The 22,936-nt window shown below is 71.2% G+C and carries 21 protein-coding genes; 6 read left to right on the forward strand and 15 right to left on the reverse strand.

The features are described 5' to 3' along the window. Window positions 1–128 precede the first annotated feature (128 nt). On the reverse strand, window positions 129–1,835 hold the full coding sequence (locus ACH41F_RS32395; RefSeq protein ID WP_391234519.1) for an FAD-dependent oxidoreductase: 1,707 nt from the start codon (window positions 1,833–1,835) through the stop codon (window positions 129–131). 306 nt (window positions 1,836–2,141) lie between these two features. Between ACH41F_RS32395 and ACH41F_RS32400 the strand changes: the two genes are divergently transcribed. After that, window positions 2,142–3,353 carry a nucleotide sugar dehydrogenase gene (locus tag ACH41F_RS32400; RefSeq protein WP_391234517.1) on the forward strand — a complete coding sequence of 404 codons (1,212 nt, stop codon included), beginning with the start codon at window positions 2,142–2,144 and terminating at the stop codon, window positions 3,351–3,353. 185 nt (window positions 3,354–3,538) lie between these two features. On the opposite strand, the gene ACH41F_RS32405 is transcribed toward ACH41F_RS32400, so the two are convergent. The 4 genes from ACH41F_RS32405 to ACH41F_RS32420 form a co-directional block, all read right to left on the reverse strand. Next, a complete protein-coding gene (locus tag ACH41F_RS32405; RefSeq protein WP_391234515.1) occupies window positions 3,539–4,663 on the reverse strand; it encodes a GuaB3 family IMP dehydrogenase-related protein in 1,125 nt (374 codons plus the stop codon). 106 nt (window positions 4,664–4,769) lie between these two features. Further along, window positions 4,770–6,275, reverse strand: coding sequence for an IMP dehydrogenase (guaB, locus tag ACH41F_RS32410; RefSeq protein WP_391234513.1), 1,506 nt, complete (start codon window positions 6,273–6,275; stop codon window positions 4,770–4,772). Between the two features lie 169 nt (window positions 6,276–6,444). After that, window positions 6,445–7,110, reverse strand: a complete 666-nt coding sequence (locus ACH41F_RS32415) for an RNA polymerase sigma factor ShbA (protein ID WP_391234511.1) — start codon at window positions 7,108–7,110, stop codon at window positions 6,445–6,447. Window positions 7,111–7,300: 190 nt separating this feature from the next. After that, window positions 7,301–7,912 carry a response regulator transcription factor gene (locus ACH41F_RS32420; RefSeq protein WP_003948568.1) on the reverse strand — a complete coding sequence of 204 codons (612 nt, stop codon included), beginning with the start codon at window positions 7,910–7,912 and terminating at the stop codon, window positions 7,301–7,303. Between the two features lie 381 nt (window positions 7,913–8,293). Between ACH41F_RS32420 and ACH41F_RS32425 the strand changes: the two genes are divergently transcribed. Continuing rightward, window positions 8,294–8,623 (forward strand): WhiB family transcriptional regulator, encoded by a 330-nt coding sequence (locus tag ACH41F_RS32425; RefSeq protein ID WP_046261616.1) that lies wholly within the window; start codon window positions 8,294–8,296, stop codon window positions 8,621–8,623. Between the two features lie 39 nt (window positions 8,624–8,662). On the opposite strand, the gene ACH41F_RS32430 is transcribed toward ACH41F_RS32425, so the two are convergent. Then, the gene (locus ACH41F_RS32430; protein WP_391234508.1) at window positions 8,663–9,565 is read right to left on the reverse strand and encodes a LysR substrate-binding domain-containing protein; all 903 of its coding nucleotides are present in this window, start codon (window positions 9,563–9,565) and stop codon (window positions 8,663–8,665) included. 80 nt (window positions 9,566–9,645) lie between these two features. Between ACH41F_RS32430 and ACH41F_RS32435 the strand changes: the two genes are divergently transcribed. The 3 genes from ACH41F_RS32435 to ACH41F_RS32445 all read left to right on the forward strand — a co-directional run bounded on the left by ACH41F_RS32435 (window position 9,646) and on the right by ACH41F_RS32445 (window position 11,946). Further along, window positions 9,646–10,314 carry an MOSC domain-containing protein gene (locus tag ACH41F_RS32435; protein ID WP_391234506.1) on the forward strand — a complete coding sequence of 223 codons (669 nt, stop codon included), beginning with the start codon at window positions 9,646–9,648 and terminating at the stop codon, window positions 10,312–10,314. A gap of 50 nt (window positions 10,315–10,364) precedes the next feature. Next, window positions 10,365–11,138, forward strand: coding sequence for an SDR family NAD(P)-dependent oxidoreductase (locus ACH41F_RS32440; protein ID WP_391234504.1), 774 nt, complete (start codon window positions 10,365–10,367; stop codon window positions 11,136–11,138). Between the two features lie 100 nt (window positions 11,139–11,238). Continuing rightward, on the forward strand, window positions 11,239–11,946 hold the full coding sequence (locus ACH41F_RS32445; protein ID WP_398838698.1) for an ester cyclase: 708 nt from the start codon (window positions 11,239–11,241) through the stop codon (window positions 11,944–11,946). A gap of 80 nt (window positions 11,947–12,026) precedes the next feature. On the opposite strand, the gene groL is transcribed toward ACH41F_RS32445, so the two are convergent. The 4 genes from groL to ACH41F_RS32465 all read right to left on the reverse strand — a co-directional run bounded on the left by groL (window position 12,027) and on the right by ACH41F_RS32465 (window position 15,992). Further along, the gene (groL, locus tag ACH41F_RS32450; protein WP_391234500.1) at window positions 12,027–13,655 is read right to left on the reverse strand and encodes a chaperonin GroEL; all 1,629 of its coding nucleotides are present in this window, start codon (window positions 13,653–13,655) and stop codon (window positions 12,027–12,029) included. A gap of 127 nt (window positions 13,656–13,782) precedes the next feature. Beyond that, window positions 13,783–14,091 (reverse strand): co-chaperone GroES, encoded by a 309-nt coding sequence (gene groES / locus ACH41F_RS32455; RefSeq protein WP_003998759.1) that lies wholly within the window; start codon window positions 14,089–14,091, stop codon window positions 13,783–13,785. A gap of 180 nt (window positions 14,092–14,271) precedes the next feature. After that, on the reverse strand, window positions 14,272–15,078 hold the full coding sequence (locus ACH41F_RS32460; RefSeq protein WP_398838700.1) for a polysaccharide deacetylase family protein: 807 nt from the start codon (window positions 15,076–15,078) through the stop codon (window positions 14,272–14,274). Next, the gene (locus tag ACH41F_RS32465; RefSeq protein WP_398838702.1) at window positions 15,075–15,992 is read right to left on the reverse strand and encodes a polysaccharide deacetylase family protein; all 918 of its coding nucleotides are present in this window, start codon (window positions 15,990–15,992) and stop codon (window positions 15,075–15,077) included. Before ACH41F_RS32465 ends, ACH41F_RS32460 begins: the two co-directional genes overlap by 4 nt. Window positions 15,993–16,082: 90 nt before the next feature. Here ACH41F_RS32465 and ACH41F_RS32470 point away from each other — a divergent pair, with 90 nt between their 5' ends. Continuing rightward, on the forward strand, window positions 16,083–17,258 hold the full coding sequence (locus ACH41F_RS32470) for a methyltransferase domain-containing protein (protein WP_398838704.1): 1,176 nt from the start codon (window positions 16,083–16,085) through the stop codon (window positions 17,256–17,258). A gap of 86 nt (window positions 17,259–17,344) precedes the next feature. Here the strand turns inward: ACH41F_RS32470 and ACH41F_RS32475 are convergent, their stop codons facing one another. The 5 genes from ACH41F_RS32475 to ACH41F_RS32495 form a co-directional block, all read right to left on the reverse strand. Further along, a complete protein-coding gene (locus ACH41F_RS32475; RefSeq protein ID WP_391234492.1) occupies window positions 17,345–18,601 on the reverse strand; it encodes a sigma-70 family RNA polymerase sigma factor in 1,257 nt (418 codons plus the stop codon). A gap of 47 nt (window positions 18,602–18,648) precedes the next feature. After that, the gene (locus tag ACH41F_RS32480) at window positions 18,649–19,005 is read right to left on the reverse strand and encodes a YciI family protein (RefSeq protein ID WP_391234490.1); all 357 of its coding nucleotides are present in this window, start codon (window positions 19,003–19,005) and stop codon (window positions 18,649–18,651) included. Window positions 19,006–19,158: 153 nt separating this feature from the next. Next, window positions 19,159–20,214 (reverse strand): LCP family protein, encoded by a 1,056-nt coding sequence (locus tag ACH41F_RS32485; protein WP_398838705.1) that lies wholly within the window; start codon window positions 20,212–20,214, stop codon window positions 19,159–19,161. 73 nt (window positions 20,215–20,287) lie between these two features. Next, entirely contained in the window at window positions 20,288–21,649 is a 1,362-nt protein-coding gene (locus ACH41F_RS32490; protein ID WP_398838708.1) for an endo-1,4-beta-xylanase, read from the reverse strand. Between the two features lie 82 nt (window positions 21,650–21,731). Further along, window positions 21,732–22,802 (reverse strand): substrate-binding domain-containing protein, encoded by a 1,071-nt coding sequence (locus ACH41F_RS32495; RefSeq protein WP_391234484.1) that lies wholly within the window; start codon window positions 22,800–22,802, stop codon window positions 21,732–21,734. Between the last annotated feature and the right edge of the window lie 134 nt (window positions 22,803–22,936).

Raw genomic sequence — 22,936 nt, forward strand, 5'->3', positions numbered from 1 at the left:
GACACGCACCCAGCACCACCCAACGCGCCGCCGCCAACACGCACTCAGCACCCACCCGACGCGCCGCCGCCCCGCACCCGCACCCGCCCGCCGACGCCACCCCCGCCAACAGCCACCCCGCACGCGCCCTACAACGGCACGATGTCCGGCGCCCCCAACCGAGCCGCGTCCGCCGTCAGGTCGTCCGGCTGGCGTTGGGACTCCCGCTCCGCCTCCACCCGCTTCTCGTAGTGCTCGATCTCCCGCTCGATGTGGTCCTTGTCCCAGCCCAGCACCGGCGCCATCAGTTCGGCGGCCTCCCGCGCGCTGCGCGTTCCGCGGTCGAAGGTCTCGATGGAGATCCGCGTCCGCCGGGTGAGCACGTCGTCCAGGTGCCGCGCCCCCTCGTGCGAGGCGGCGTACACGATCTCGGCGCGCAGATAGTCCTCTGCGGCGGGCAACGGCTCCCCGAGGGAGGGGTTCGCGGCGATGAGTTCGAGGACCTCCTCCGCCAGCGAACCGAATCGGTTCAGCAGATGCTCCACCCGCACCACGTGCAGACCTGTCCGGGCGGCGATCCGCGCTCGCGCGTTCCACAGCGCCTGGTACCCCTCGGCGCCCAGCAGCGGCACGTCCTCGGTGACGCACTCGGCGACCCGCATGTCGAGCCCGTGCACCGCCTCGTCGACCGCGTCCTTGGCCATCACCCGGTACGTCGTGTACTTGCCGCCCGCCACGACCACCAGACCGGGCACCGGATGCGCCACCGTGTGCTCGCGCGACAGCTTGCTGGTGGCGTCCGACTCCCCGGCGAGCAGCGGCCGCAGTCCGGCGTACACGCCCTCGACGTCGTCCCGGGTCAGCGGGACGGCGAGCACGGAGTTCACATGCTCCAGCAGGTAGTCGATGTCGGCGCTGGACGCGGCGGGGTGCGCCTTGTCGAGGTCCCAGTCGGTGTCCGTGGTGCCGATGATCCAGTGCCGGCCCCAGGGGATGACGAACAGCACGGACTTCTCGGTGCGCAGGATCAGCCCGGTCGAGGAGTGGATGCGGTCCTTGGGCACCACGAGGTGGATGCCCTTGGAGGCGCGGACGTGGAACTGCCCGCGCTCGCCCACCAGGGCCTGGGTGTCGTCGGTCCACACGCCCGTGGCGTTGACGATCTGCTTGGCGCGGACCTCGTACTCCCCGCCCGCCTCGACGTCCTGCACCCGGGCGCCGACGACCCGTTCGCCCTCGCGCAGGAACCCGGTCACCCGCGCCCGGTTGGCGACCTGTGCGCCGTACGCCGCCGACGTGCGCACGAGGGTGGCCACGAAGCGGGCGTCGTCCATCTGGGCGTCGTAGTACTGAAGGGCGCCGACCAGGGCGTCCTTCTTCAAGGCGGGCGCGACGCGCAGGGCGTGACGGCGGCTCAGATGCCGGTGCATCGGCAGGCCCCGCCCGTGTCCGCGGGCCATCGACATGCTGTCGTAGAGCGCGACGCCGGACCCGGCGTACAGGCGCTCCCAGCCCTTGTGCTGCAAGGGGTACAGGAACGGCACCGGCTTCACCAGGTGCGGGGCGAGCCGCTCCAGCAGCAGGCCGCGCTCCTTCAAGGCCTCCCGGACGAGGGCGAAGTCGAGCATCTCCAGGTAGCGCAGGCCGCCGTGGATGAGCTTGCTCGACCGGCTGGAGGTGCCCGACGCCCAGTCGCGCGCCTCGACCAGGCCGACGGACAGCCCGCGCGTGACCGCGTCGAGGGCGGTCCCGGCACCGACCACACCGGCGCCCACCACCAGTAGGTCCAGCTCTCGCTCGGCCATGGCCGCGAGCGCCTCGGCTCGCTGCACCGGCCCCAGTGTCGCTGTCCTCACCGCTGCCTCCCGCTGTCGGTCGCGCCGGTCACCCGTGAGGAGTGACCCGGTCCGTATCCCCCATGCCCAAATTCTGACCGGCTTGCCCGACTTCAGCCACCAGTCACCCCCAGCCTGTGGACAACTTCCACACCACCTGGGCCAAAGCTCGAGAACCCGGCGGGACGACACCCTGCGGGAAGACACAAGGAATCAATCTCGTATTTCGGTCAGATTTACTCTTAGTCTGACATTGCGCTCGCCCGTTCTGTCCACCGGGCTTGTGCACCTGTCCCGCTTCGGTTATTGGGAAGGACGGTCCACGCCATGCCCGCAGATCTCGCCGTCATCGGACTCGGTCCGTACGGACTGCCCCTGGCCCAGGCCGCCGTCGCCGCGGGCATCCCCACGCTCGGTTACCGCACCGGCCCCGAGGCCGGCTCGCTCAGCCCCGCCGAACTGCGCCGGATGCTCTCGGGGGGCTTCCGGCCGGCCACCTCCCCCGCCGAGCTCGGCCGGGTGCGCACCGCGGTCATCTGCGCGCCCACCCCGCGCGGGGCGGACGGCGGACTCGATCTGACCCAGGTGGAGGCCGCGGCCCGCACCCTGGCCGGCCATCTGCGCCCGCACACCACGGTCATCCTGGAGTCGCCGGTCCCGCCGGGCACCACGGAGGAGTTCCTGCGCCCGCTCCTGGAGGAGGGCTCGCGCCTGTGCGCGGGTCGCGACTTCCACCTCGCGTACTCCCCCAGCCGGGTGGATCCCGGCAACCGCGACTTCACCCCCGCCAACACCCCCAAGGTGATCGGCGGCCTCACGCCCGCGTGCACCGAGTCGGCCGCCGCGTTCTACTCGCGCCTCACCGACAAGGTGGTACGCGCGCGTGGCCCCCGGGAGGCGGAGACGGTCCAGCTCCTGGAGACCAACTTCCGCCACGTCAACATCGCCCTCGTCAACGAGATGGCGGTGCTCTGCCACGAGCTGGGCGTCGACCTGTGGGACGTGGTCCGCTGCGCCGAGACCAAGCCCTTCGGCTTCCAGACCTTCCGCCCCGGCCCCGGCGTCGGCGGCCACGCCGTCCCGCAGGACCTGACCGGCGGCCCCGGCGGCCGCACCCTCCGCATGGTCGAACTGGCCCAGCAGGTCAACAACCAGATGCCGCGTTACGTCGTCCAGCGCGCCGCCACGCTCCTCAACGAGCACGGCAAGTCCGCGCGGGGCGCGCGCGTGCTGCTCCTCGGCGTCACCTACAAGGCCGACCTCGCCGACCAACAGGCCACACCCGCGCGGGAGATCGCGATCCGCCTGATGGAGCTGGGCGCCGCGGTCAGCTACCACGACCCCCACGTCCCCTCCTGGAACGTCCTGGACCGCCCGGTCCCCCGCGCGGACTCCCTCTACGAGGCGGCGGCCGACGCCGACCTGACGATCCTGCTCCAGCAGCACCGGACGTACGACCTGCAAGGCCTGTCGGTGAAGGCACAGCTGCTGCTGGACACGCGGGGGGCGACACCCACGGGGGCGGCGCACCGGTTGTGACGAGGGGCGCGCGAGCGCGACGGACCCCGGAGCCGTGGCATGCGGGGTGCGCCGCGATCGTCTGACCAGCTCGTTTCCACCCCGAACGCAACCGCGCGCCCCCGTATCACCCAGCGCGCACCCAGGCACGCGAAAGGGGCCGGCCGCCCCCAAGGCGACCGGCCCCCGTCAAGCCGTCCGACGACCTACCGCTTGTGCTGCGAGTCCGCGACCGTCACCTCGACGCGCTGGAACTCCTTCAGCTCGCTGTAGCCGGTCGTGGCCATGGCCCGCCGCAGCGCGCCGAAGAGGTTCATCGAGCCGTCGGGGGTGTGCGACGGGCCCGCCAGGACCTCCTCGACGGTGCCGACGGTGCCGAGGTCGACCTTCTTGCCGCGCGGCAGCTCCTCGTTCACCGCCTCCATGCCCCAGTGGTGGCCCTTGCCGGGCGCGTCCGTGGCACGGGCCAGCGGGGAGCCCATCATGACGGCGTCCGCGCCACAGGCGATGGCCTTGGGGATGTCGCCGGACCAGCCCACGCCACCGTCCGCGATGACGTGCACGTACCGGCCGCCGGACTCGTCCATGTAGTCACGGCGGGCCGCCGCCACGTCCGCGACCGCGGTCGCCATCGGGACCTGGATGCCCAGCACGTTGCGCGTGGTGTGCGCCGCGCCGCCGCCGAAGCCGACGAGGACACCGGCCGCGCCGGTCCGCATCAGGTGCAGGGCCGCGGTGTACGTGGCGCAGCCGCCGACGATCACCGGGACGTCGAGCTCGTAGATGAACTGCTTCAGGTTCAGCGGCTCGTGCGAACCGGAGACGTGCTCGGCCGACACCGTCGTACCGCGGATGACGAAGATGTCCACGCCCGCGTCGACGACGGCCTTGGAGAACTGCGCCGTGCGCTGCGGGGAGAGGGCGGCCGCGGTGACCACGCCCGAGTCGCGCACCTCCTTGATGCGCTGGCCGATCAGCTCCTCCTTGATGGGGGCGGAGTAGATCTCCTGGAGGCGCCGGGTGGCCGTCTCGGAGTCCAGGCCGACGATCTCGTCGAGCAGCGGCTGCGGGTCCTCGTACCGCGTCCACAGGCCCTCGAGGTTGAGCACGCCGAGGCCGCCCAGCTCACCGATGCGGATCGCGGTGGCCGGGGAGACGACCGAGTCCATGGGGGCGGCCAGGAACGGCAGCTCGAAGCGGTAGGCGTCGATCTGCCAGGCGATCGAGACCTCCTTCGGGTCGCGCGTACGACGGCTGGGGACGACGGCGATGTCGTCGAAGGCGTACGCCCGGCGGCCGCGCTTGCCGCGCCCGATCTCGATCTCAGTCACGTGTGTGGCCTTTCCCTGATGCGTTGCAGCGCCTCCCAGTATCCCCGACGGGTACGACAGGGGCGGCCCCGGTTGCTCCGGGACCGCCCCTGGGGAAGCCTGGTGCCTACTTACGGCTGTAGTTCGGCGCCTCGACCGTCATCTGGATGTCGTGCGGGTGGCTCTCCTTGAGGCCCGCCGAGGTGATCCGTACGAACCGGCCGTTGGCCTGGAGTTCCGGCACGGTGCGGCCGCCGACGTAGAACATCGACTGGCGCAGGCCGCCGACCAGCTGGTGGACGACCGAGGACAGCGGGCCGCGGTAGGGCACCTGGCCCTCGATGCCCTCGGGGACCAGCTGCTCGTCGGAGGCGACGCCCTCCTGGAAGTAGCGGTCCTTGGAGAAGGACTTGCGGTCGCCACGGGTCTGCATGGCGCCCAGCGAGCCCATGCCGCGGTACGACTTGAACTGCTTGCCGTTGATGAACAGCAGCTCGCCCGGGGACTCCTCGCAGCCCGCGAGCAGCGAGCCCAGCATCACGGTGTCGGCGCCCGCGACCAGGGCCTTGGCGATGTCGCCGGAGTACTGCAGGCCACCGTCGCCGATGACCGGGATGCCGGCCTCCTTGGCGGCCAGCGCGGCCTCGTAGATCGCGGTGACCTGCGGGACGCCGATACCGGCGACGACCCGGGTCGTACAGATCGAGCCGGGGCCGACGCCGACCTTGATGCCGTCCACACCGGCGTCGATGAGTGCCTGCGCGCCGTCCCGGGTGGCGATGTTGCCGCCGATGACGTCGACGTCCGAGGAGTTCGACTTGATCTTGGCGACCATGTCGCCGACCAGCCGGGAGTGGCCGTGCGCGGTGTCCACGACGATGAAGTCGACGCCGACCTCGATCAGCGCCTGGGCCCGCTCGTAGGCGTCACCGGCGACACCGACCGCGGCACCGACGAGCAGCCGGCCCTCGGCGTCCTTGGCGGCGCTCGGGTACTTCTCCGCCTTGACGAAGTCCTTGACGGTGATGAGGCCCTTGAGGACGCCCTCGTCGTCGACGAGCGGCAGCTTCTCGATCTTGTGCTTGCGCAGCAGCTCCATGGCCTCGACACCGGAGATGCCGACCTTGCCGGTGACCAGCGGCATCGGCGTCATGACCTCGCGGACCCGGCGGGAGCGGTCGCTCTCGAAGGCCATGTCGCGGTTGGTGACGATGCCGAGGAGCCGCTTGCCCGGGTCGGTGACCGGGACGCCGCTGATGCGGAACTTGGCGCACAGCGCGTCCGCCTCGGCGAGCGTGGCGTCCGGGTGCACGGTGATCGGGTCGGCCACCATGCCGGACTCGGAGCGCTTCACCAGGTCGACCTGGTTGGCCTGGTCCTCGATGGAGAGGTTGCGGTGCAGCACGCCGACGCCGCCCTGGCGGGCCATCGCGATCGCCATGCGCGACTCGGTGACCTTGTCCATGGCGGCGGACAGCAGCGGGATGTTGACCCGCACGTTCTTGGAGACGTACGAGGCGGTGTCGATCTGGTCGGGCGCCATGTCCGACGCGCCCGGCAGCAGCAGCACGTCGTCGTAGGTCAGCCCGAGTGTCGCGAATTTGTCAGGCACTCCGTCGACGTTGGCAGTCATGACACCTTCCCCAATGGCCTTGATCGGTGCGGATGTCCATGCTAACGGGAAGGATGGGTCCCGAATTCCACGGTTCCGTCCGGCTACCGGCTTCGTATGTTCGTACGGAACCGGGGTACGACGTGTTCACCGAAGACACAAAGGCCCCACGGCAAGGGACTACTGCCGACTACTGCTCGGCGAGGGCGCGCAGTCGGCTCAGCGCCCGGTGCTGGGCCACCCGGACGGCGCCCGGTGACATTCCCAACATCTGGCCCGTCTCCTCCGCCGTCAGCCCGACGGCGATCCGCAGCAGCAGCAGCTCCCGCTGGTTCTCGGGCAGGTTGGCCAGCAGTTTCTTGGCCCATTCGGCGTCACTGCTGAGCAGGGCGCGCTCCTCGGGACCGAGGGAGTCGTCCGGCCGCTCGGGCATCTCGTCGGACGGGACGGCCGTGGACCCGGGGCCCCGCATCGCGGCGCGCTGGAGGTCGGCGACCTTGTGGGCGGCGATGGCGAAGACGAACGCCTCGAAGGGCCGACCGGTGTCCCGGTAGCGCGGCAGGGCGAGGAGGACGGCGACACAGACCTCCTGCGCCAGGTCCTCCACGAAGTGACGGGCGTCGCCGGGCAGCCGCGACAGACGGGTGCGGCAGTAGCGCAGCGCCAGTGGGTGGACATGGGCGAGCAGGTCATGCGTGGCCTGCTCATCCCCGTCGACGGCGCGGTGGACGAGCCCACCGATCACCGTCGTCTCGTCCTCGCGCATCGGTCCATGGTGCCTTGTGGCCGATTCGTCTGTGGCATCGCGCCCGTTGTTGTGCACCGAAGCGTTATGAGCAGGTGCGCCGGAACTCATCCCCTGCGCCCTCCCCTTCCGCTCGACCGACTCGTCCCCGAGAGACTCCACACCTCAAGGATGCGGCATCCGCGCCGAAACGAGCAGCGGGCGCCGAATGGACTGCTTGACCGGCGTCGCGACCGCGCCCCTCCAGGGGCGCGGAGAACCACGCGACCAGCCACGACAGGACCCGCAGCCCTACGACTGCTCAGCGCACCAGACCCCAGCGGAACCCGAGTGCCACCGCGTGCGCCCGGTCCGACGCGCCCAGCTTCTTGAACAGCCGCCGCGCGTGGGTCTTCACGGTGTCCTCCGACAGGAACAGCTCCCGTCCGATCTCCGCGTTGGACCGCCCGTGGCTCATCCCTTCGAGCACCTGGATCTCACGCGCGGTGAGCGTCGGCGCGGCACCCATCTCGGCGGACCGCAGCCGGCGCGGGGCGAGCCGCCATGTCGGGTCGGCCAGGGCCTGCGTGACCGTGGCCCGCAACTCGGCGCGCGAGGCGTCCTTGTGGAGATAGCCGCGGGCCCCCGCGGCCACCGCGAGGGCGACCCCGTCGAGGTCCTCCGCGACGGTGAGCATGATGATGCGCGCACCGGGGTCGGCGGACAGCAGTCGGCGGACGGTCTCGACGCCGCCCAGACCGGGCATGCGGACGTCCATCAGGATCAGGTCCGAGCGGTCCGCGCCCCAGCGGCGGAGGACTTCCTCGCCGTTGGCCGCGGTCGTCACGCGCTCGACGCCGGGCACGGTCGCGACCGCGCGGCGGAGCGCCTCTCGGGCAAGCGGGGAGTCGTCGCAGACGAGGACGGAAGTCATGGCCGCCCTCCGCAGCTGATGCACGTCACCTTGAGCCTCCAGGCTGGTACGAAATCGTCACCTGTGCGGTCGACCGTCTCGGACACTAGCCCGAGCACTTCTTGTTTCAACCGCCTCGCACTCTCAACGACGGTCACTCGAAAGAGTTACGGGGCCGTGTGCCATCTTCGGCACTCTACGTGAGGGCGCGGACACGGTGCAGACATGCACGACGGACCCACAACGTTTCATCACAACCAGTGCCCCATTTAGCCCTATTTCTTCCCTTTTCCTGGTGTCTGAGGCTAGATTCGCAATGAGTCATATTTTCATCTCCTTAGATCGGAGATGTACGGTCGTAGACACCGAATCCGCCACAGAACGGCTACAAGGGGTCACGCAATGGCAGATTTCTCCCGCCTTCCCGGACCGAACGCGGACCTGTGGGACTGGCAGCTTCTGGCCGCCTGTCGCGGGGTGGACAGCTCGCTCTTCTTTCATCCGGAGGGCGAGCGGGGAGCGGCCCGGAGCGCTCGTGAGAACTCGGCCAAGGAGGTCTGCATGCGATGCCCGGTCCGCGCCCAGTGCGCGGCGCACGCGCTGGCGGTGAGAGAACCGTACGGCGTGTGGGGCGGGTTGACCGAGGACGAGCGCGAGGAGCTCATGGGGCGGGCCCGCAACCGGCTGGTGACGGCGTCGTCGGTCGGTGGGCATGCCGTCTCGAACAATTGAAGGAACGTTTCTGCGATAAGGGCACGCGCACGCGTGCCCTTACTGCTTGCCGCCCGCCGCCTCCGCGAGCCGGTCCAGGGTGGCCGCCACTGCGGGCACCTGCGCCAGATCGGGCAGGGTCAGCGCGACGATCTCCCGCCGCACGGCCGGCTCCAGCGTGACGACCCGGGCGCCTCGCGGCCGTACCGACTCGATGGCGAGCTGGGGCAGCACGGCGACCCCCAGACCGGCGCCGACCAGCCCCACCACGGCCGGGTAGTCGTCGGTCGCGAAGTCGATGCGGGGCGTGAACCCGGCGCCCTCGCACACCTCTACCAACTGCCCCCGGCAGCGCGGGCATCCGGCGATCCAGGGTTCGCGCGCGAGTTCCCCGATGGCGACGGACCCGGTGGCCGCGAGCCGGTGCCGCTCCGGCACGAGCGCGACGAGACGGTCCCGCAGCAGGGGGCGTACGACGAGGTCGTCCCACTCGCCCTCCTGGGCGGCCCCCTCGTACCGGAAGGCGAGGGCGACATCGCAGTCGCCCTCCCTCAGCATCGCGACGGACTGCGGGGGTTCGGCCTCCTCCAGGGAGACCCGCGTCCCCGGGTGCGCGGCACGCAGCGCCGCGAGCGCGGTCGGTACGAGGGTGGAACTGCCGCTGGGGAAGGAGACCAGCCGCACGCGCCCGGCCCGCAGTCCGGCGATGGCGGCGACCTCTTCCTCCGCCGCCGTCAGTCCGGCGAGGATCCCGGCGGCGTGCCGCACCAGCGCCTCCCCCGCCTGGGTCAGGCGCATCGCGCGCCCGCTGCGGACCAGCAGCGGGGTGCCGACGGACGCCTCCAGGGCCTTCATCTGCTGGCTCACCGCGGGCTGGGTGCAGCCCAGTTCGCGCCCCGCGGCGGAGAAGGAACCGGTGGCGGCGACGGCGCGCAGGACGCGCAGGTGGCGGGCTTCGATCACGCGTCGAGGATAAGCCACGCTTTGACCTGGCGCCGAATAATGCATGGCGTCTTTGAGTGCCCGTCCCCTACCGTGCCGCCATGAAGCTTCTGTCGGTGAATCTGGGCCGCGAGAAGGCCGTCGCGTACACGGACAACCCCGAAGGCGTCACCGGTATCGACAAACGCCCGGTCGACACGCCGGTGCGGGTGGCCGCGCCCGGTCCCAAGGGGATCGGCGGCAGCGGGCTCGCGGGGGACGCGGTGTGCAAGCGGCAGCACCACGGCGGCGACGACCAGGCCGTGTACGCGATGGCGCGCGAGGACCTGGACGAGTGGGAGGGCGAGCTGGGCCGCACGCTGGCCAACGGCGCGTTCGGCGAGAACCTCACCACCGAGGGCATCGACGTCTCCGGCGCGCGGATCGGCGAACGCTGGCGGATCGGGCCCGAGGTGGTGCTGGAGGTCACCAGCGCGCGGATCCCGTGCGGCACCTTCCAGGGCCATATGGCGGAGGAGCGGTGGGTGAAGCGGTTCACGCGGAAGGGCGCTCCGGGCGCGTATCTGCGGGTGATTCAGCCCGGTGAGATCCGTACCGGGGACCCGGTCGAGATCGTGCACCGGCCCGACCACGAGGTGACGGTCGCCCTGGCGTTCCGGGCGATGACCACCGAACGGCCGCTCCAGCCGCGGCTGTTGGCGGCGGGCGAGGCGCTCCATCCGGAAGTGCGGCAGTCGGCGCTCGACTACGTGGCGAAGCACGGCGCCTGACGGGCCCCGGGCAGGCGGAGGCTGTCGGTCCCGGTCATTAACCTTGCGTCATGACAACGGCATTGATTACGGGATCGACCGCGGGCATCGGTGCCGCGTTCGCACGGCGCCTCGCCGCCGACGGCCACAACCTCGTCCTGGTGGCCCGCGACACCAAGCGGCTGCGCGAGCAGGCCACCGAGCTCCACGACCGGCACGGCATCGAGGCCGAGGTCCTCACCGCGGACCTGGCCGAGGACGCCGGGATCGAGGCGGTGGCCGCCCGTCTCTCCGACCGCAGGAACCCGGTCGACCTGCTGGTCAACAACGCCGGCTTCGGCAACAAGGGCCGCTATCTCGACGTCACCATGGCCGACGAGCTGAGGATGCTCAAGGTGCACTGCGAGGCGGTGCTCCGGCTGACGTCGGCGGCGGCGGAGGGGATGCGGGAGCGCGGCCGCGGCGGTGTCGTCAACGTCGCCTCGGTGGCGGCCTTCGTCCCGCGCGGCACCTACGGCGCCTCCAAGGCGTGGGTCGTGCAGTTCACCCAGGGAGCGGCCCGGGACCTGGCGGGCAGCGGGGTCCGGCTGATGGCGCTGTGCCCGGGGTTCGTGCGCACCGAGTTCCATCAGCGGGCCGGGATGGGCACGGACAACATCCCCGGCTGGATGTGGCTGGACGCCGATAAGCTGGTCGCGGCCGCGCTGCACGACCTCGCGCGCGGCAAGACCCTGTCCATCCCGGACCCCCGCTACAAGGCGCTGATGGGCATGGCGAAGGTGGTGCCCCGGAACCTGCTCGGGGGGATCTCGTCCAGGACGGGCCGGAAGTACGGGCCTCAGTAGGGCACGGCCGCCCGGGGCCGAGCTCTGCGCTGGGGGCCCGGACGGGAGGAGAATGGTCCCGTACTACCGGACCCAGGGGGACTGGACCGGAGGCGGCACCATGACGTTCGTACAGCTCATCGACTGCAGGACCAGCCGGTTCGAAGAGATGAACCAGCTGATGGACAGGTGGGTCGAGCAGACCAGGGGGAAGCGGACGGCGACGCACGACCTCGTCGGCAAGGACCGGTCGGACGCGTCGCACTTCGTCGAGATCGTGGAGTTCCCGTCGTACGAGGAGGCGATGCGCAACTCCGGCCTGCCGGAGACCGAGAAGATCTTCCAGGAGATCGTCGCCCTGTGCGACGAGATGCCGACCTTCACCGATCTGGACGTGGTGCGGGACGAGCAGCTGTACGCGGCCACCGCTCGGCGGTTCTTCGAGACCCTGTCCGGGAGCGGGGCGCTGCCGGCGCTGGAGGACCTGCTCGACGCGGAGTACCACGACCACGATCCCGCCAACGACCAGGACGTGGTGGGGCGCGACGCGGTGCGCGAGGAGGTCGAGGGCTGGCGGGCGGCGTTCGACTTCGGGTTCACCGTCCACGATCAGCTCGCCCAGGGCGACCGGGTGTGCACCCGCTGGACCTGGAACGGCACCCATGTCGGCGACTTCCTGGGGATCCCGGCGAGCGGCAGGCGGGTGTCGATGACCGGGACCACCATTCACCGGTGCTCGGCGGACGGGAAGATCGCCGAGGGCTGGTGGCAGTACGACCGGCTGGGGCTGATGGCGCAGTTGGGCGCGCTGGACGCGCTGGAGCAGTAGGGCGGCGCGGCGCGCGCCCCCCGGACAGGGCGAAGGCCCGGACCCCTCTCGGGTGCCGGGCCTTCGGTGAGCTGGTGGGCTCAGTGGGAGTGGCCGTGGCCGTGGCTGTGACCGGCCTCGGCGGGCTCCTCTTCCTTCTTCTCGACGACCAGGGTCTCGGTCGTCAGCAGGAGGGAGGCGATGGAGGCGGCGTTCTCCAGGGCGGAGCGGGTGACCTTGACCGGGTCGATGACGCCGGCCTTGACCAGGTCGCCGTACTCGCCGGTGGCGGCGTTGAAGCCCTGGCCCTTGTCGAGCTCGGCGACCTTGGAGGTGATGACGTAACCCTCCAGGCCGGCGTTCTCGGCGATCCAGCGCAGCGGCTCGACGACGGCGCGGCGGACCACGGCGACACCGGTCGCCTCGTCGCCGGTCTTGCCGAGGCCGCCCTCCAGCACCTTCGCGGCGTGGACGAGCGCGGAGCCACCACCGGAGACGATGCCCTCCTCGACCGCGGCGCGGGTCGCGGAGATGGCGTCCTCCAGACGGTGCTTCTTCTCCTTCAGCTCCACCTCGGTGGCGGCGCCGACCTTGATCACGCACACGCCGCCGGCCAGCTTCGCGAGGCGCTCCTGGAGCTTCTCGCGGTCCCAGTCGGAGTCGGTGTTCTCGATCTCGGCCTTGATCTGGGCGACGCGGCCCGTGACGTCCTCGGAGTTGCCGGCGCCGTCGACGACCGTGGTGTCGTCCTTGGTGACGGTGACGCGGCGGGCGGAGCCCAGCACGTCCAGCCCGACCTGGTCGAGCTTGAGGCCGACCTCCTCGGAGATGACGGTGGCGCCGGTGAGGATCGCCAGGTCCTGGAGCATCGCCTTGCGGCGGTCGCCGAAGCCGGGGGCCTTGACCGCGACCGCGTTGAAGGTGCCGCGGATCTTGTTGACGACCAGGGTCGACAGGGCCTCGCCCTCGACGTCCTCGGCGATGATCAGCAGCGGCTTGGAGGAGTTGGTCTGGATGACCTTCTCCAGCAGCGGCAGCAGGTCCTGGATCGAGGAGATCTTGCCCTGGTTGATCAGGATGTACGGGTCGTCGAGGACGGCCTCCATACGCTCCTGGTCGGTCACGAAGTACGGGGACAGGTAGCCCTTGTCGAAGGCCATGCCCTCGGTGAAGTCCAGCTCCAGACCGAAGGTGTTGGACTCCTCGACGGTGATGACACCGTCCTTGCCGACCTTGTCCATCGCCTCGGCGATGAGCTCGCCGACCTGGCTGTCCTGGGCGGACAGACCGGCCACGGCGGCGATGTCGGACTTCTCGTCGATCGGGCGGGCGGTCGCGAGGAGCTCCTCGGAGACCGCGGCCACGGCCGCGTCGATGCCCTTCTTCAGCAGCGCCGGGGAGGCACCCGCGGCGACGTTCTTCAGACCCTCGCGGACCAGCGCCTGGGCGAGCACGGTGGCGGTGGTGGTGCCGTCACCCGCGATGTCGTTGGTCTTGGTCGCCACCTCCTTCACCAGCTGGGCGCCGAGGTTCTCGTACGGGTCGTCGAGCTCGACCTCGCGGGCGATGGTGACACCGTCGTTGGTGATGGTGGGGGCGCCGAACTTCTTGTCGATGACGACGTTGCGGCCCTTGGGGCCGATCGTCACCTTGACCGTGTCGGCAAGCTTGTTGACGCCGCGCTCGAGGGCGCGACGGGCGTCCTCGTCGAACTTCAGGATCTTCGCCATGGGAGCGGTTCAGCCCTCTCGGAAAACGTGGGTGAAACGAACTGCGCCCCTGACGCCCGGCTTCATAAGGTCGCGGGGGCCCGGGGCGCAGCTCAGAAAAACGGTGCTTCGCAGGGAAGCGGGTGAATTACTTCTCGATGATCGCGAGCACGTCGCGAGCCGAGAGGACGAGGTACTCCTCGCCGTTGTACTTCACCTCGGTGCCGCCGTACTTGCTGTACAGCACGATGTCGCCGGTCTTCACGTCAAGCGGGAGACGCTCGCCGTTCTCGAAGCGGCCCGGGCCCACGGCCAGGACGACGCCCTCCTGGGGCTTCTCCTTGGCGGTGTCCGGAATGACCAGGCCAGAGGCGGTGGTCTGCTCAGCGTCGAGCGGCTGGACCACAATGCGGTCCTCGAGCGGCTTGATGGCAACCTTGGAGCTGGTGGTCGTCACGATCCGACCTCCCCCTTCGGAGATCTCACGGGGTTAACTGTCTGAGGTGGCGACCAGGTGGATCCGTCGTCGCGGGTGCCGGACCTGCCCGTCGCTATTGGCACTCTCCAGGGGGGAGTGCCAGACCCGAGACTATGACCGCGATTAGCACTCGGTCAAGCGGACTGCTAATTCGACGCGTCAGACGTAGTCCTCCAGCCTGCCCACCGTCAGGCCCGCCCCCTGGATCTCGCACAGCAGCCGCGCCGTCCGCTCCACCAGCGTCAGGCCCGTGGCCCCCCGGGACGCCACGGACACGATGTCGCCGGGGGCCAGGCGCCGCTCCCCGCGCGGGTAGGTCAGGTCGCCGTCCTCCATGGAGGCGCGCCACAGCACGACCGCCGCGAGGCCGCAGTCGGCCGCGGCGCGCAGGGTCGTGTCGTCGTACGTCCCGTAGGGCGGGCGCAGAAGGCTGGGGCGCAGGCCGAAGCGGGACTTCAGCTTGTCCTGCTGGCCGCAGATCTCGGCGCGCTGCCCGGCGTAGGGCAGGCCGCGCAGGGCGGGGTGGTCGAGGGTGTGGTTCTGGATCGAGGCGCCCACCGAGCGCAGCCGCGCGAAGTGGCCGTAGCCGGGCCCCACCACGCTGTCGGTGAGGAACATGCTGACCGGCAGGCGCAGGGCGCGGACCATGTCGACGAAGCGTTCGTCCTGTTCGGCACCGTCGTCGTAGGTCAGGAAGACGACCTTGTCGCGGGTCGGGACGCGCCGGAGCACCGGCAGCGGGGTGCCCGCCAGGGCCGGGCGGGCGGCCGGGCGGGGTGCCGGGGCGAGCGGGGCGCGCAGGCCCCAGCGGGCGTACGGCCGTTCTCCGGCGGCCGAGCCGGCCAACGGCCGCACCCCCTGCGCCCCCGTGCCGCCCGGCCGGTCGGTGGGGTCGGCGGCGGTCCGGGCACAGCCGGTGAGAAGGAGGGCGGCCAGGGCCGCGGCCACCGCGACCCGCGTCCTCACAGGTAGTCCTCCAGCCGGGCCACCGCGTACCCCTCGGCGGTGATCTTGTCGAGGAAACGGCGGATCATGTCGGGCATCGTGCCCTTCCAGTCCTCCCGGCCGCGGAAGTGACTCAGCACGATGTCCCCCGGATGGATCTTCCGGTCCCACTCGCGGTAGTCCCAGCGGTCGACGAAGACCTCCTCGTTCCAGATCGGCGCGTACTTCACCCCGCAGCTCTTCGCGGCGCGCAGCGTGTCCTTGTTGTAGTTGCCGTACGGCGGGCGGAACAGCAGCGGCCGTCTGCCGTAGCGCTCCTCGATGACGTCCTGCATGCCGCAGATCTCGTGCCTCTGGCGGGCGTAGGACAGCCCCGGCAGGTAGGGGTGGTGGAGCGTGTGGTTGTTGAGGACGACACCGGCGTCCTGCATCTTCTTGAAGTAGCCGTAGTCCTCCTTGACCAGGTAGTCGCTGAGGAAGGCGGTGTACGGGATCTTCAGCTCGGTCATCATCCGCAGGAACGCGGGGTCCTTCTCGGCGCCGTCGTCGATGGTGAGGAAGACGATCTTCTGCTCGGTCGGGATCGTGGTGAAGACGGGCGGCAGGCCCTGTTCCTCGTGCCCGGCCACCTCGAAGCCCTCGCGGGTGGTGATCCGCGGCTTCTTCGCGGGCGGTGCCGGGGGCGCGAGCGGGGTTCTGGCCAGGCCCCAGCGTTTCGCGACCCTTGCGGAGGCGCGGAGCTTGGTGGCGTACGCGTCCAGGGCCCGGGCCGGCGCCGCCTTCAGGGGCTGCTGGCCGGGGGCCGGGCGGACGGTCTCGCCGTCGCTCTGGGTGCAGCCCGAGGCGATCGCGGCGACGGCGAGCGCCGCGAGGCCGCCACGGATCCCCGCCCTGCAAGCCACCCGACTTTTGTCATTTTGTCCTACTGATCCCATGGCCCCGCATCCTGGCAAGTCACCGCCCTGATCCCGGCCCGACACCGCCGCCGGGGGCGGACCGTCCACCGACTGGCCCACAATGACCGGGTGAACGACCTCGCCCCCCTCCTCACCCCCGAGGGCCGCGCCCTCCTCGACGACGTGCGCGACACCGCCCCCGCCGACGAACTCGCCGTCGCCACCCGGCTGCGCCGCGAGCACCCCGCCGACCTGGTCTCCGCGGCCCTCGGCCAGGCGCGGCTGCGGCAGCGGGCGGCGGTGAAGTTCGGCGCCGAGGACGCGGGGCGGATGTTCTTCACGCCCAACGGGGTGGAGCAGTCGACGCGGGCGAGCGTGGCGGCGTACCGGGCCGAGCGGCTCGTGGCGCTGGGGGTGCGGTCGGTCGCCGACCTGTGCTGCGGGATCGGGGGCGACGCGATCGCGCTGGCGCGGGCCGGGATCAGGGTGCTCGCCGTGGACCGCGACCCGCTCACCGCCGCAGCGGCCCGGGCGAACGCCGAGGCGCTGGGGCTGGCCGACCTGATGGAGGTACGGGAGGCGGACGTCACGGACGTCGACACCTCCTCGTACGACGCCGTCTTCGTCGACCCGGCCCGGCGCGGCGGCCGCGGGCGGATCTTCGATCCCGAGGCCTACTCCCCGCCGCTGTCCTGGGCGATCGACACCGCCCGCGGGGCGCCCCACGCCGCGCTGAAGATCGCCCCCGGCATCCCGCACGAGACCGTGCCCGCCGAGGCCGAGGCCGAGTGGATCTCCGACGGCGGTGACGTGAAGGAGGCCGTGCTCTGGTTCGGCACGGCGCCCGGCACCGTCCGCGCGACCCTGCTGCCGGGCCCGCGCACCCTCCTCGGCCGCGACCTGCCCGACCCCGAGGCCCGGCCCGTGGGGCGCTACCTGTACGAGCCCGACGGCGCCGTCATCCGCGCCCACCTGGTCGCCGAGGTCGCCGAGGAGCTGAACGGCGGGCTGATCGACCCGACCATCGCCTACATCACCGCCGACGCACTGCTGCCGACCCCGTACGCCACGGCCTACGAGATCACCGACCGGCTCCCCTTCAACGTCAAGAAGCTGAAGTCCCTGCTGCGGGAGCGCGAGGTCGGGATCCTGACGGTGAAGAAGCGCGGGTCGGCGGTGGAGCCGGAGGAACTGCGCAGGAAGGCGCTCCCGAAGCCGCAGGGCCCCCACGCGGCGACCGTGTTCCTGACCCGGGTCGCGGGGGCTCCGACGATGCTGGTCGGGGCGCCCGCACCCCTCCGGTGACCACGCCCGCGCCCCACCGGGTCACCGCGCCCCGCACCCCTCCAGTGACCACGACCGCACCCCTCCGGGTCACCGCACCCGCGCCCCTACAGTGACCGCAGCCGCGCCGCCAGCAGTTCCCTCTCCCGCCCGTTGCGCGCCAGTCCCGCCGCCCGTTCGAACTCCGCGCGTGCCTCCGCCGTGCGCCCCAGCCGGGCCAGCAGGTCGGCTCGGACGCTGGGGAGCAGGTGGTAGTCGCGCAGGGCGGGTTCGGCGGTGAGGGTGTCGACGATCCGCAGTGCCTGCTCCGGGCCCTCGGCCATCGACACGGCGACCGCCCGGTTGAGTTCGACGACCGGGGAGGGGGCGCGGACCGCGAGCAGGCCGTAGAGGGTCGCGATGCTCGCCCAGTCGGTCTCCTCGTAGGTGTACGCGTGCGCGTGGCAGGCGGCGATGGCGGCCTGGAGGGCGTAGGGGCCGGGGGCGCCGGTGCGGGTGGCGTCGGCGCGGGCCAGGGCCTTGATGCCGCGGGCGATGAGCATGCGGTTCCAGCGGTGGCGGTTCTGGTGCTCCAGCAGGACCGGCTCGCCGGCGGGGCCGGTGCGGGCGGCGGCGCGGGACGCCTGGAACTCCAGCAGCGCGACCAGGGCGTGCACCTCCGCCTCCTTCGGCATCAGCGCGGACAGCAGACGGGCCAGCCGCAGGGCGTCCTCGCACAGGCCGGGGCGCAGCCAGTCGTCGCCGGTCGTGGCGGCGTACCCCTCGTTGAAGATCAGGTAGATGACGTCGAGGACGTCGCCCAGCCGGGCCTCGCGGTCGGGGCCGTAGGGCACCTCGAAGGCGACGTCGCGCGTCGCGAGGGTGCGCTTGGCGCGGACGATGCGCTGGGCGATCGTGGGCTCCGGGACCAGGAACGCACGGGCGATCTCGGCGGTGGTCAGACCGCCGAGCAGCCGCAGGGTCAGGGCGATGCGGGCCTCGGGCGACAGGACCGGGTGACAGGTGGTGAAGACCAGGCGGAGCAGGTCGTCGTCGATGTCCTCGGGGTCGGCGGGCTCCTGCGCCGGGACGGTGGTGTCGAGGCTGCGCCCGATCTCCTGGAGCTTGCGGGCGTAGTTCTCCCGGCGCCGGACCAGGTCCACGGCGCGGCGCCGGGCGGTGGTCGTCAGCCAGGCGCCGGGGTTGTCGGGGACGCCGTCGCGGGGCCACTGCTCCAGGGCCGCGACAAGGGCGTCCTGGGCCAGTTCCTCGGCGATGCCGACGTCACGGACGACCCGGGCGACGGCGGCCACCACGCGCGGGGACTCGATGCGGAAGACGGTCTCGATGGCGTGCCGGGGGTCGCCGGAGGACTGTGGGCTCACAGTCCCCCATGCAACACCCCCGCCCGCCCGCGGCCAAGGCGGGCGGGTCAGCCCTCCGCGATCTCCCGCACCTCACAGGTGACCGTCCAGTGCTCCTCATGCACCTGGAGGAACCGCTTGGTCCACTCGACGGCCTCGGCCATGTCCTTGCACTGCATCATGGCGTATCCCCCGACGACCTCCTTGGCCTCGGTGAACGGCCCGTCGGTGACGGAGGTCCGGCCACCGCTGTAGTGCACCCGGGTGCCCTGCGCGGACGGCGTGAGCCCGGCGGTGTCGAGCAGGACGCCCGCCTTGGTCATCTCCTCGATCAGCTCGCCCATACGCTGCATCAGCTCGGGGCTGGGGCCCTCGGCGGGGGCGGTGGACTCGTCGATCTGCACGAGCGACAGGTAGCGCGGCATGGTGACTCCCTCGGTTCGGTCGGCCGGTCCTTCCGGCCTCTCACATCCATGCGTCGAACGGCAGACCCAAGGATCGACAGACGCGCGGGATTTCTTCGAGGAATTTTTCCGGCCGTGCGTTTCCGCAGCTCACAGAGGGTTCAGGGGGCTTTCTCAGCGCAGTGACTCCCACAGCTCGTGGGCCTCCGGCTCGTCCGCCACCACCCGGTTGCCGTCCGAGGGGGCCGGCACCACGGGCATCGTCACGGTCCTCACCTGGTCCGCGGACAGGCCCTTCAGGCTCTGCCCGAGGCTCGTCAGCTCGCCGAGGGAGTCCAGGCCGGTGTCGGTGGTGAGGCTGCCGGTGACCGCGTCGGCGACCGTGTAGAGCCGGGCCGGGCTGGTGAGCAGGTCGGTCGCGGAGATCTGCGCCAGCAGCGCCTTCACCAGCTTCTGCTGGAGACCTATGCGGCCGAGGTCGCTGCCGTCGCCTATGCCGTGCCGGGTGCGGGCGAGGGCGAGGGCCTGCTTGCCGTCGAGGCGGTGGGTGCCGGCCGCCAGGGTCAGATGGCTGCTGGAGTCGTCGATGTCCTCGTCCGTGGTGACGGTGACCCCGCCGAGGGCGTTCACGAGCCGCGCGAAGCCGGAGAAGTCGATCTCGATGTAGTGGTCCATCCGGACGTTCGTGAGCGACTCGACGGTCTTGACCGCGCAGACGGGACCGCCGACCGAGTACGCGCTGTTGAACATCGCGTGGTACGCGACCGCCGTCGCGCCCCCGTCCGGAAGGGGGCACGAGGGGCGGGTGACGAGCGTGTCGCGCGGGATGCTGACCACCGTCGCCCCGGTGCGGCCGGCGTCGACGTGCACGACCATCGCCGTGTCGGACCGGGCTCCCGTGCTGTCGCCGCCGCCGAGTTCCTGGTTCTCCTTGCCGCTGCGCGAGTCGGAGCCGAGGACGAGGATGTTGAGGGCCTCGGAGGACAGCGGCGAGGCGGTGGCCGACGCCGAGGGAGCGGGGGTCGTCACCGCCTTCGCCGGGCGGTCGTCGCCGAGCGCGGTGTTGATGTCGACGCTCTTGATGTTGTCGTTCAGGTGCCAGTAGACGAACCCCGCCCCGGCCGCGCCCAGCACCAGCACGCCCGCGAGGGCGATACCGGCGGCCTTCAGCACTCTCGGCCGCCGGCCCGGTCTTCTGCCCGCGTCCCCGCTCTCTTCGTGTCCCGTCACGGACAGGAACGTAAGTCCGAATTATTACGAGGAACGCCTCCGGTGCGGTTTTCTTGGGAAAATCTCAGACTTCTCAGCCCAGCGTCACGCTCGGTACCGGATTGCTCCCGCTCCATGACCCGTTGAAGCCGAACGTCACCGAGCCGCCGTCCGGGACGGTCCCGTTGTAGGAGGCGTTGGCGCAGCTGACCGTCGCGCCCGTCTGGGTGCAGTTCGCGTTCCAGACGCTGGTGAGCTTCTGCCCGGCCCCGAACGTCCAGCCGGCCTTCCAGCCCGACAGCGCCGCGCCCGCGCAGGAGATCTTCACCTGGCCGGTGAAGCCGGTGTTCCACTGGCTGGTGACGCTGTAGACGGCCGTGCACGCGCCCGTCGGCGGCGTGCTCGTCCCGCCGAGCGCCTCCACGATCGCGCGGTACGCCGGTTTCGGCGCGTAGTTGTCGTCGTACGGCGTCGCCGCGCCCTGGCCGGGAAAGGTGCTCGGGATCCAGGAGTCGGAGTCGGTGAAGCCCCAGACCGTGACGCCGGTGCAACGGGTGACGGCCAGGCAGGCGTTCATGACGGCCTTGTAGTCGGCGGCCTGCTGGGCCAGCTTGGCGCTGTCCGCCGGGAGGTTCATCCGGATGTCCAGCTCGGTGATGGCCACGTCGACGCCGAGGTCGGCGAAGCGCTGGATGTTCTGCTGGAGCGTGGCGGGCACCTGGCCGAGGATGAGGTGCGCCTGGAGGCCGACGCCGTCGATCGGGACGCCCTGCTCCTTCAGCGACTTGACCAGGTTGTAGAGCGCCGTGCTCTTCGCGTTGACGCCCTCGACGTTGTAGTCGTTGATGTACAGCTTGGCGGCCGGGTCGGCGGCGCGGGCGGCGGTCAGGGCCTGGGCGATGTAACCGGAGCCGAGGCCGTTGTACCAGAGGGTCTGGCGGTAGGTGCCGTCCTCGTTGAACGGCTCGTTGACGACGTCCCAGGCGGCGACGCGGCCCTTGTAGCGGCCCACCTCCAGCGCGATGTGGTCGTTCATCAGCGTGCTCAGCTGGGCCGGGGTCCAGCTGCCGTTCGCCAGCCAGCCGGGGTTCTGGCTGTGCCAGACCAGGGTGTGGCCGCGCACGTCCTGGTCGTGGGCCTCGGCGAAGGCGACGATCTGGTCCGCCTCCGCCCAGTTGTGGCTGCCCCGGGTCGGCTCGACCGATTCCCACTTCATGGCGTTGCCGGGGGTGAGCCAGTTGAACTGGGCCCCGGCGATGTCACCGTAGGTCCCGGTCAGCTTGGAGCCGGTGACCGCCGTGCCCATGGCCTTGCCCCGGGCGGCCGCGAGGTCGCGCAGCGGGGTGTCGGCGGCGTGCGCGGTGGTCGTGCCGGCGGTCACCAGGGCGCCGACCGTGACCGCTCCGGCCAGCAGAGCGGCGAGTCGTACACGTGGCGAGGTTCTGGAGGATCTCACTGCGGGTGCCTCCGAAAGTTTCGGTCGTACAACCGATTGACTTCGGAGGAGTGTGGAGGCGGGACCCCCACCCGTCAAGACGTCACCTTCCGGCCAGAGGCGGCCCGGCCGTGCTGCTGCGCACCACCAGACTCGTCGCCAGCTCCACCCGGGTGGCCGCCGGGGTCCCCTCCTCGCGCGCCAGGTCCAGCACCAGCTTCGCCGCCGCCTCGGCCATCTCGGTGAGCGGCTGCCGTACGGTCGTCAGCGGCGGCCCCACCCAGGGCGCGACCGGCAGATCGTCGAAGCCGACCACGCTCAGGTCCTCCGGGATGCGCAGCCCCAGCTCGCGCGCCGCCTCGTACAGCCCGAGCGCCTGGAGGTCGTTCCCGGCGAAGACGGCGGTCGGCCGGTCCTCCCGGCGCAGCAGCTCCAGGCCCTGCCGGTAGCCGGCCTCGTGATGGAAGTCGCCGTTCCTGATGAGCGCGGGGTCGACCGGCAGCCCGGCGGTCTCCAGGGCCGCCCGGTAGCCGTCGATGCGGGCGCGGCTGCACATCATCCGGGACGGGCCGCTGATCGCGCCGATGCGGGTGTGCCCGAGGTCGACGAGGTGCCGGGTGGCGGCGAGTCCGCCCTGCCAGTTGGTCGCGCCGATGGAGGGCACGTCGGCGCCGGGGTCGCCGGCCGGGTCCATGACGACGAACGGGATGGCGCGGCTGGTGAGCAGGGCGCGCTGGGACTCGTCGAGCCCCGACAGCACGAGGACCACCCCGTGCGGCCGGCGGGCGGCGACCTGGTCGGCCCAGGTGCGCCCGGGGGTGAGCCGTCCCGCGCTCTCGCTCAGCACGACGCTCAGCCCGGCGTCCCGGGCGACGTTCTCCACGCCCCGGATGACCTCCATCGCCCAGGCGCTCTCCAGTTCGTGGAAGACCAGGTCGATGAGGGGCGAACGGCTCGCCTCGGCCCGCCGTCGGCGGTAGCCGTGGGCGCGCAGCAGTTCCTCCACGCGGGTGCGGGTCGCCGGGGCGACGTCGGCGCGGCCGTTCAGCACCTTCGAAACAGTCGGCGCCGAGACGCCGGCCTCGCGGGCGATCTCGGCGAGGGTGGCGATCTGCGCCGAACGGCCGGTTGCTGGGGCTGTCGCCCGGGATTCAGCGGGCTCCGGGGGTGTCATGGCGGCGATCGTATCCCTGCACGACCTCTTGACGAACCCTCCCGGCCCGCCTAGGTTCCCAAAACATTCGGCACGTATATCGAAACATTCGTTAGGGCCATTCGATTAGGGACATTCGTGAGGGCTTTCACCCT

The organism is Streptomyces sp. NPDC020489, assembly GCF_044386545.1.
Lineage (GTDB): Bacteria > Actinomycetota > Actinomycetes > Streptomycetales > Streptomycetaceae > Streptomyces.

Coding starts and splice junctions, on each gene's coding strand:
- ACH41F_RS32400 (WP_391234517.1), top strand. CDS start 2,142: ATGCCCGCAGATCTCGCCGTCATCGGACTCGGTCCGTACGGACTGCCC.
- guaB (WP_391234513.1), bottom strand. CDS start 6,275: ATGACTGCCAACGTCGACGGAGTGCCTGACAAATTCGCGACACTCGGG.
- ACH41F_RS32415 (WP_391234511.1), bottom strand. CDS start 7,110: ATGAGTTCCGGCGCACCTGCTCATAACGCTTCGGTGCACAACAACGGG.
- ACH41F_RS32420 (WP_003948568.1), bottom strand. CDS start 7,912: ATGACTTCCGTCCTCGTCTGCGACGACTCCCCGCTTGCCCGAGAGGCG.
- ACH41F_RS32425 (WP_046261616.1), top strand. CDS start 8,294: ATGGCAGATTTCTCCCGCCTTCCCGGACCGAACGCGGACCTGTGGGAC.
- ACH41F_RS32435 (WP_391234506.1), top strand. CDS start 9,646: ATGAAGCTTCTGTCGGTGAATCTGGGCCGCGAGAAGGCCGTCGCGTAC.
- ACH41F_RS32440 (WP_391234504.1), top strand. CDS start 10,365: ATGACAACGGCATTGATTACGGGATCGACCGCGGGCATCGGTGCCGCG.
- ACH41F_RS32445 (WP_398838698.1), top strand. CDS start 11,239: ATGACGTTCGTACAGCTCATCGACTGCAGGACCAGCCGGTTCGAAGAG.
- groL (WP_391234500.1), bottom strand. CDS start 13,655: ATGGCGAAGATCCTGAAGTTCGACGAGGACGCCCGTCGCGCCCTCGAG.
- ACH41F_RS32465 (WP_398838702.1), bottom strand. CDS start 15,992: ATGGGATCAGTAGGACAAAATGACAAAAGTCGGGTGGCTTGCAGGGCG.
- ACH41F_RS32480 (WP_391234490.1), bottom strand. CDS start 19,005: ATGCCGCGCTACCTGTCGCTCGTGCAGATCGACGAGTCCACCGCCCCC.
- ACH41F_RS32495 (WP_391234484.1), bottom strand. CDS start 22,802: ATGACACCCCCGGAGCCCGCTGAATCCCGGGCGACAGCCCCAGCAACC.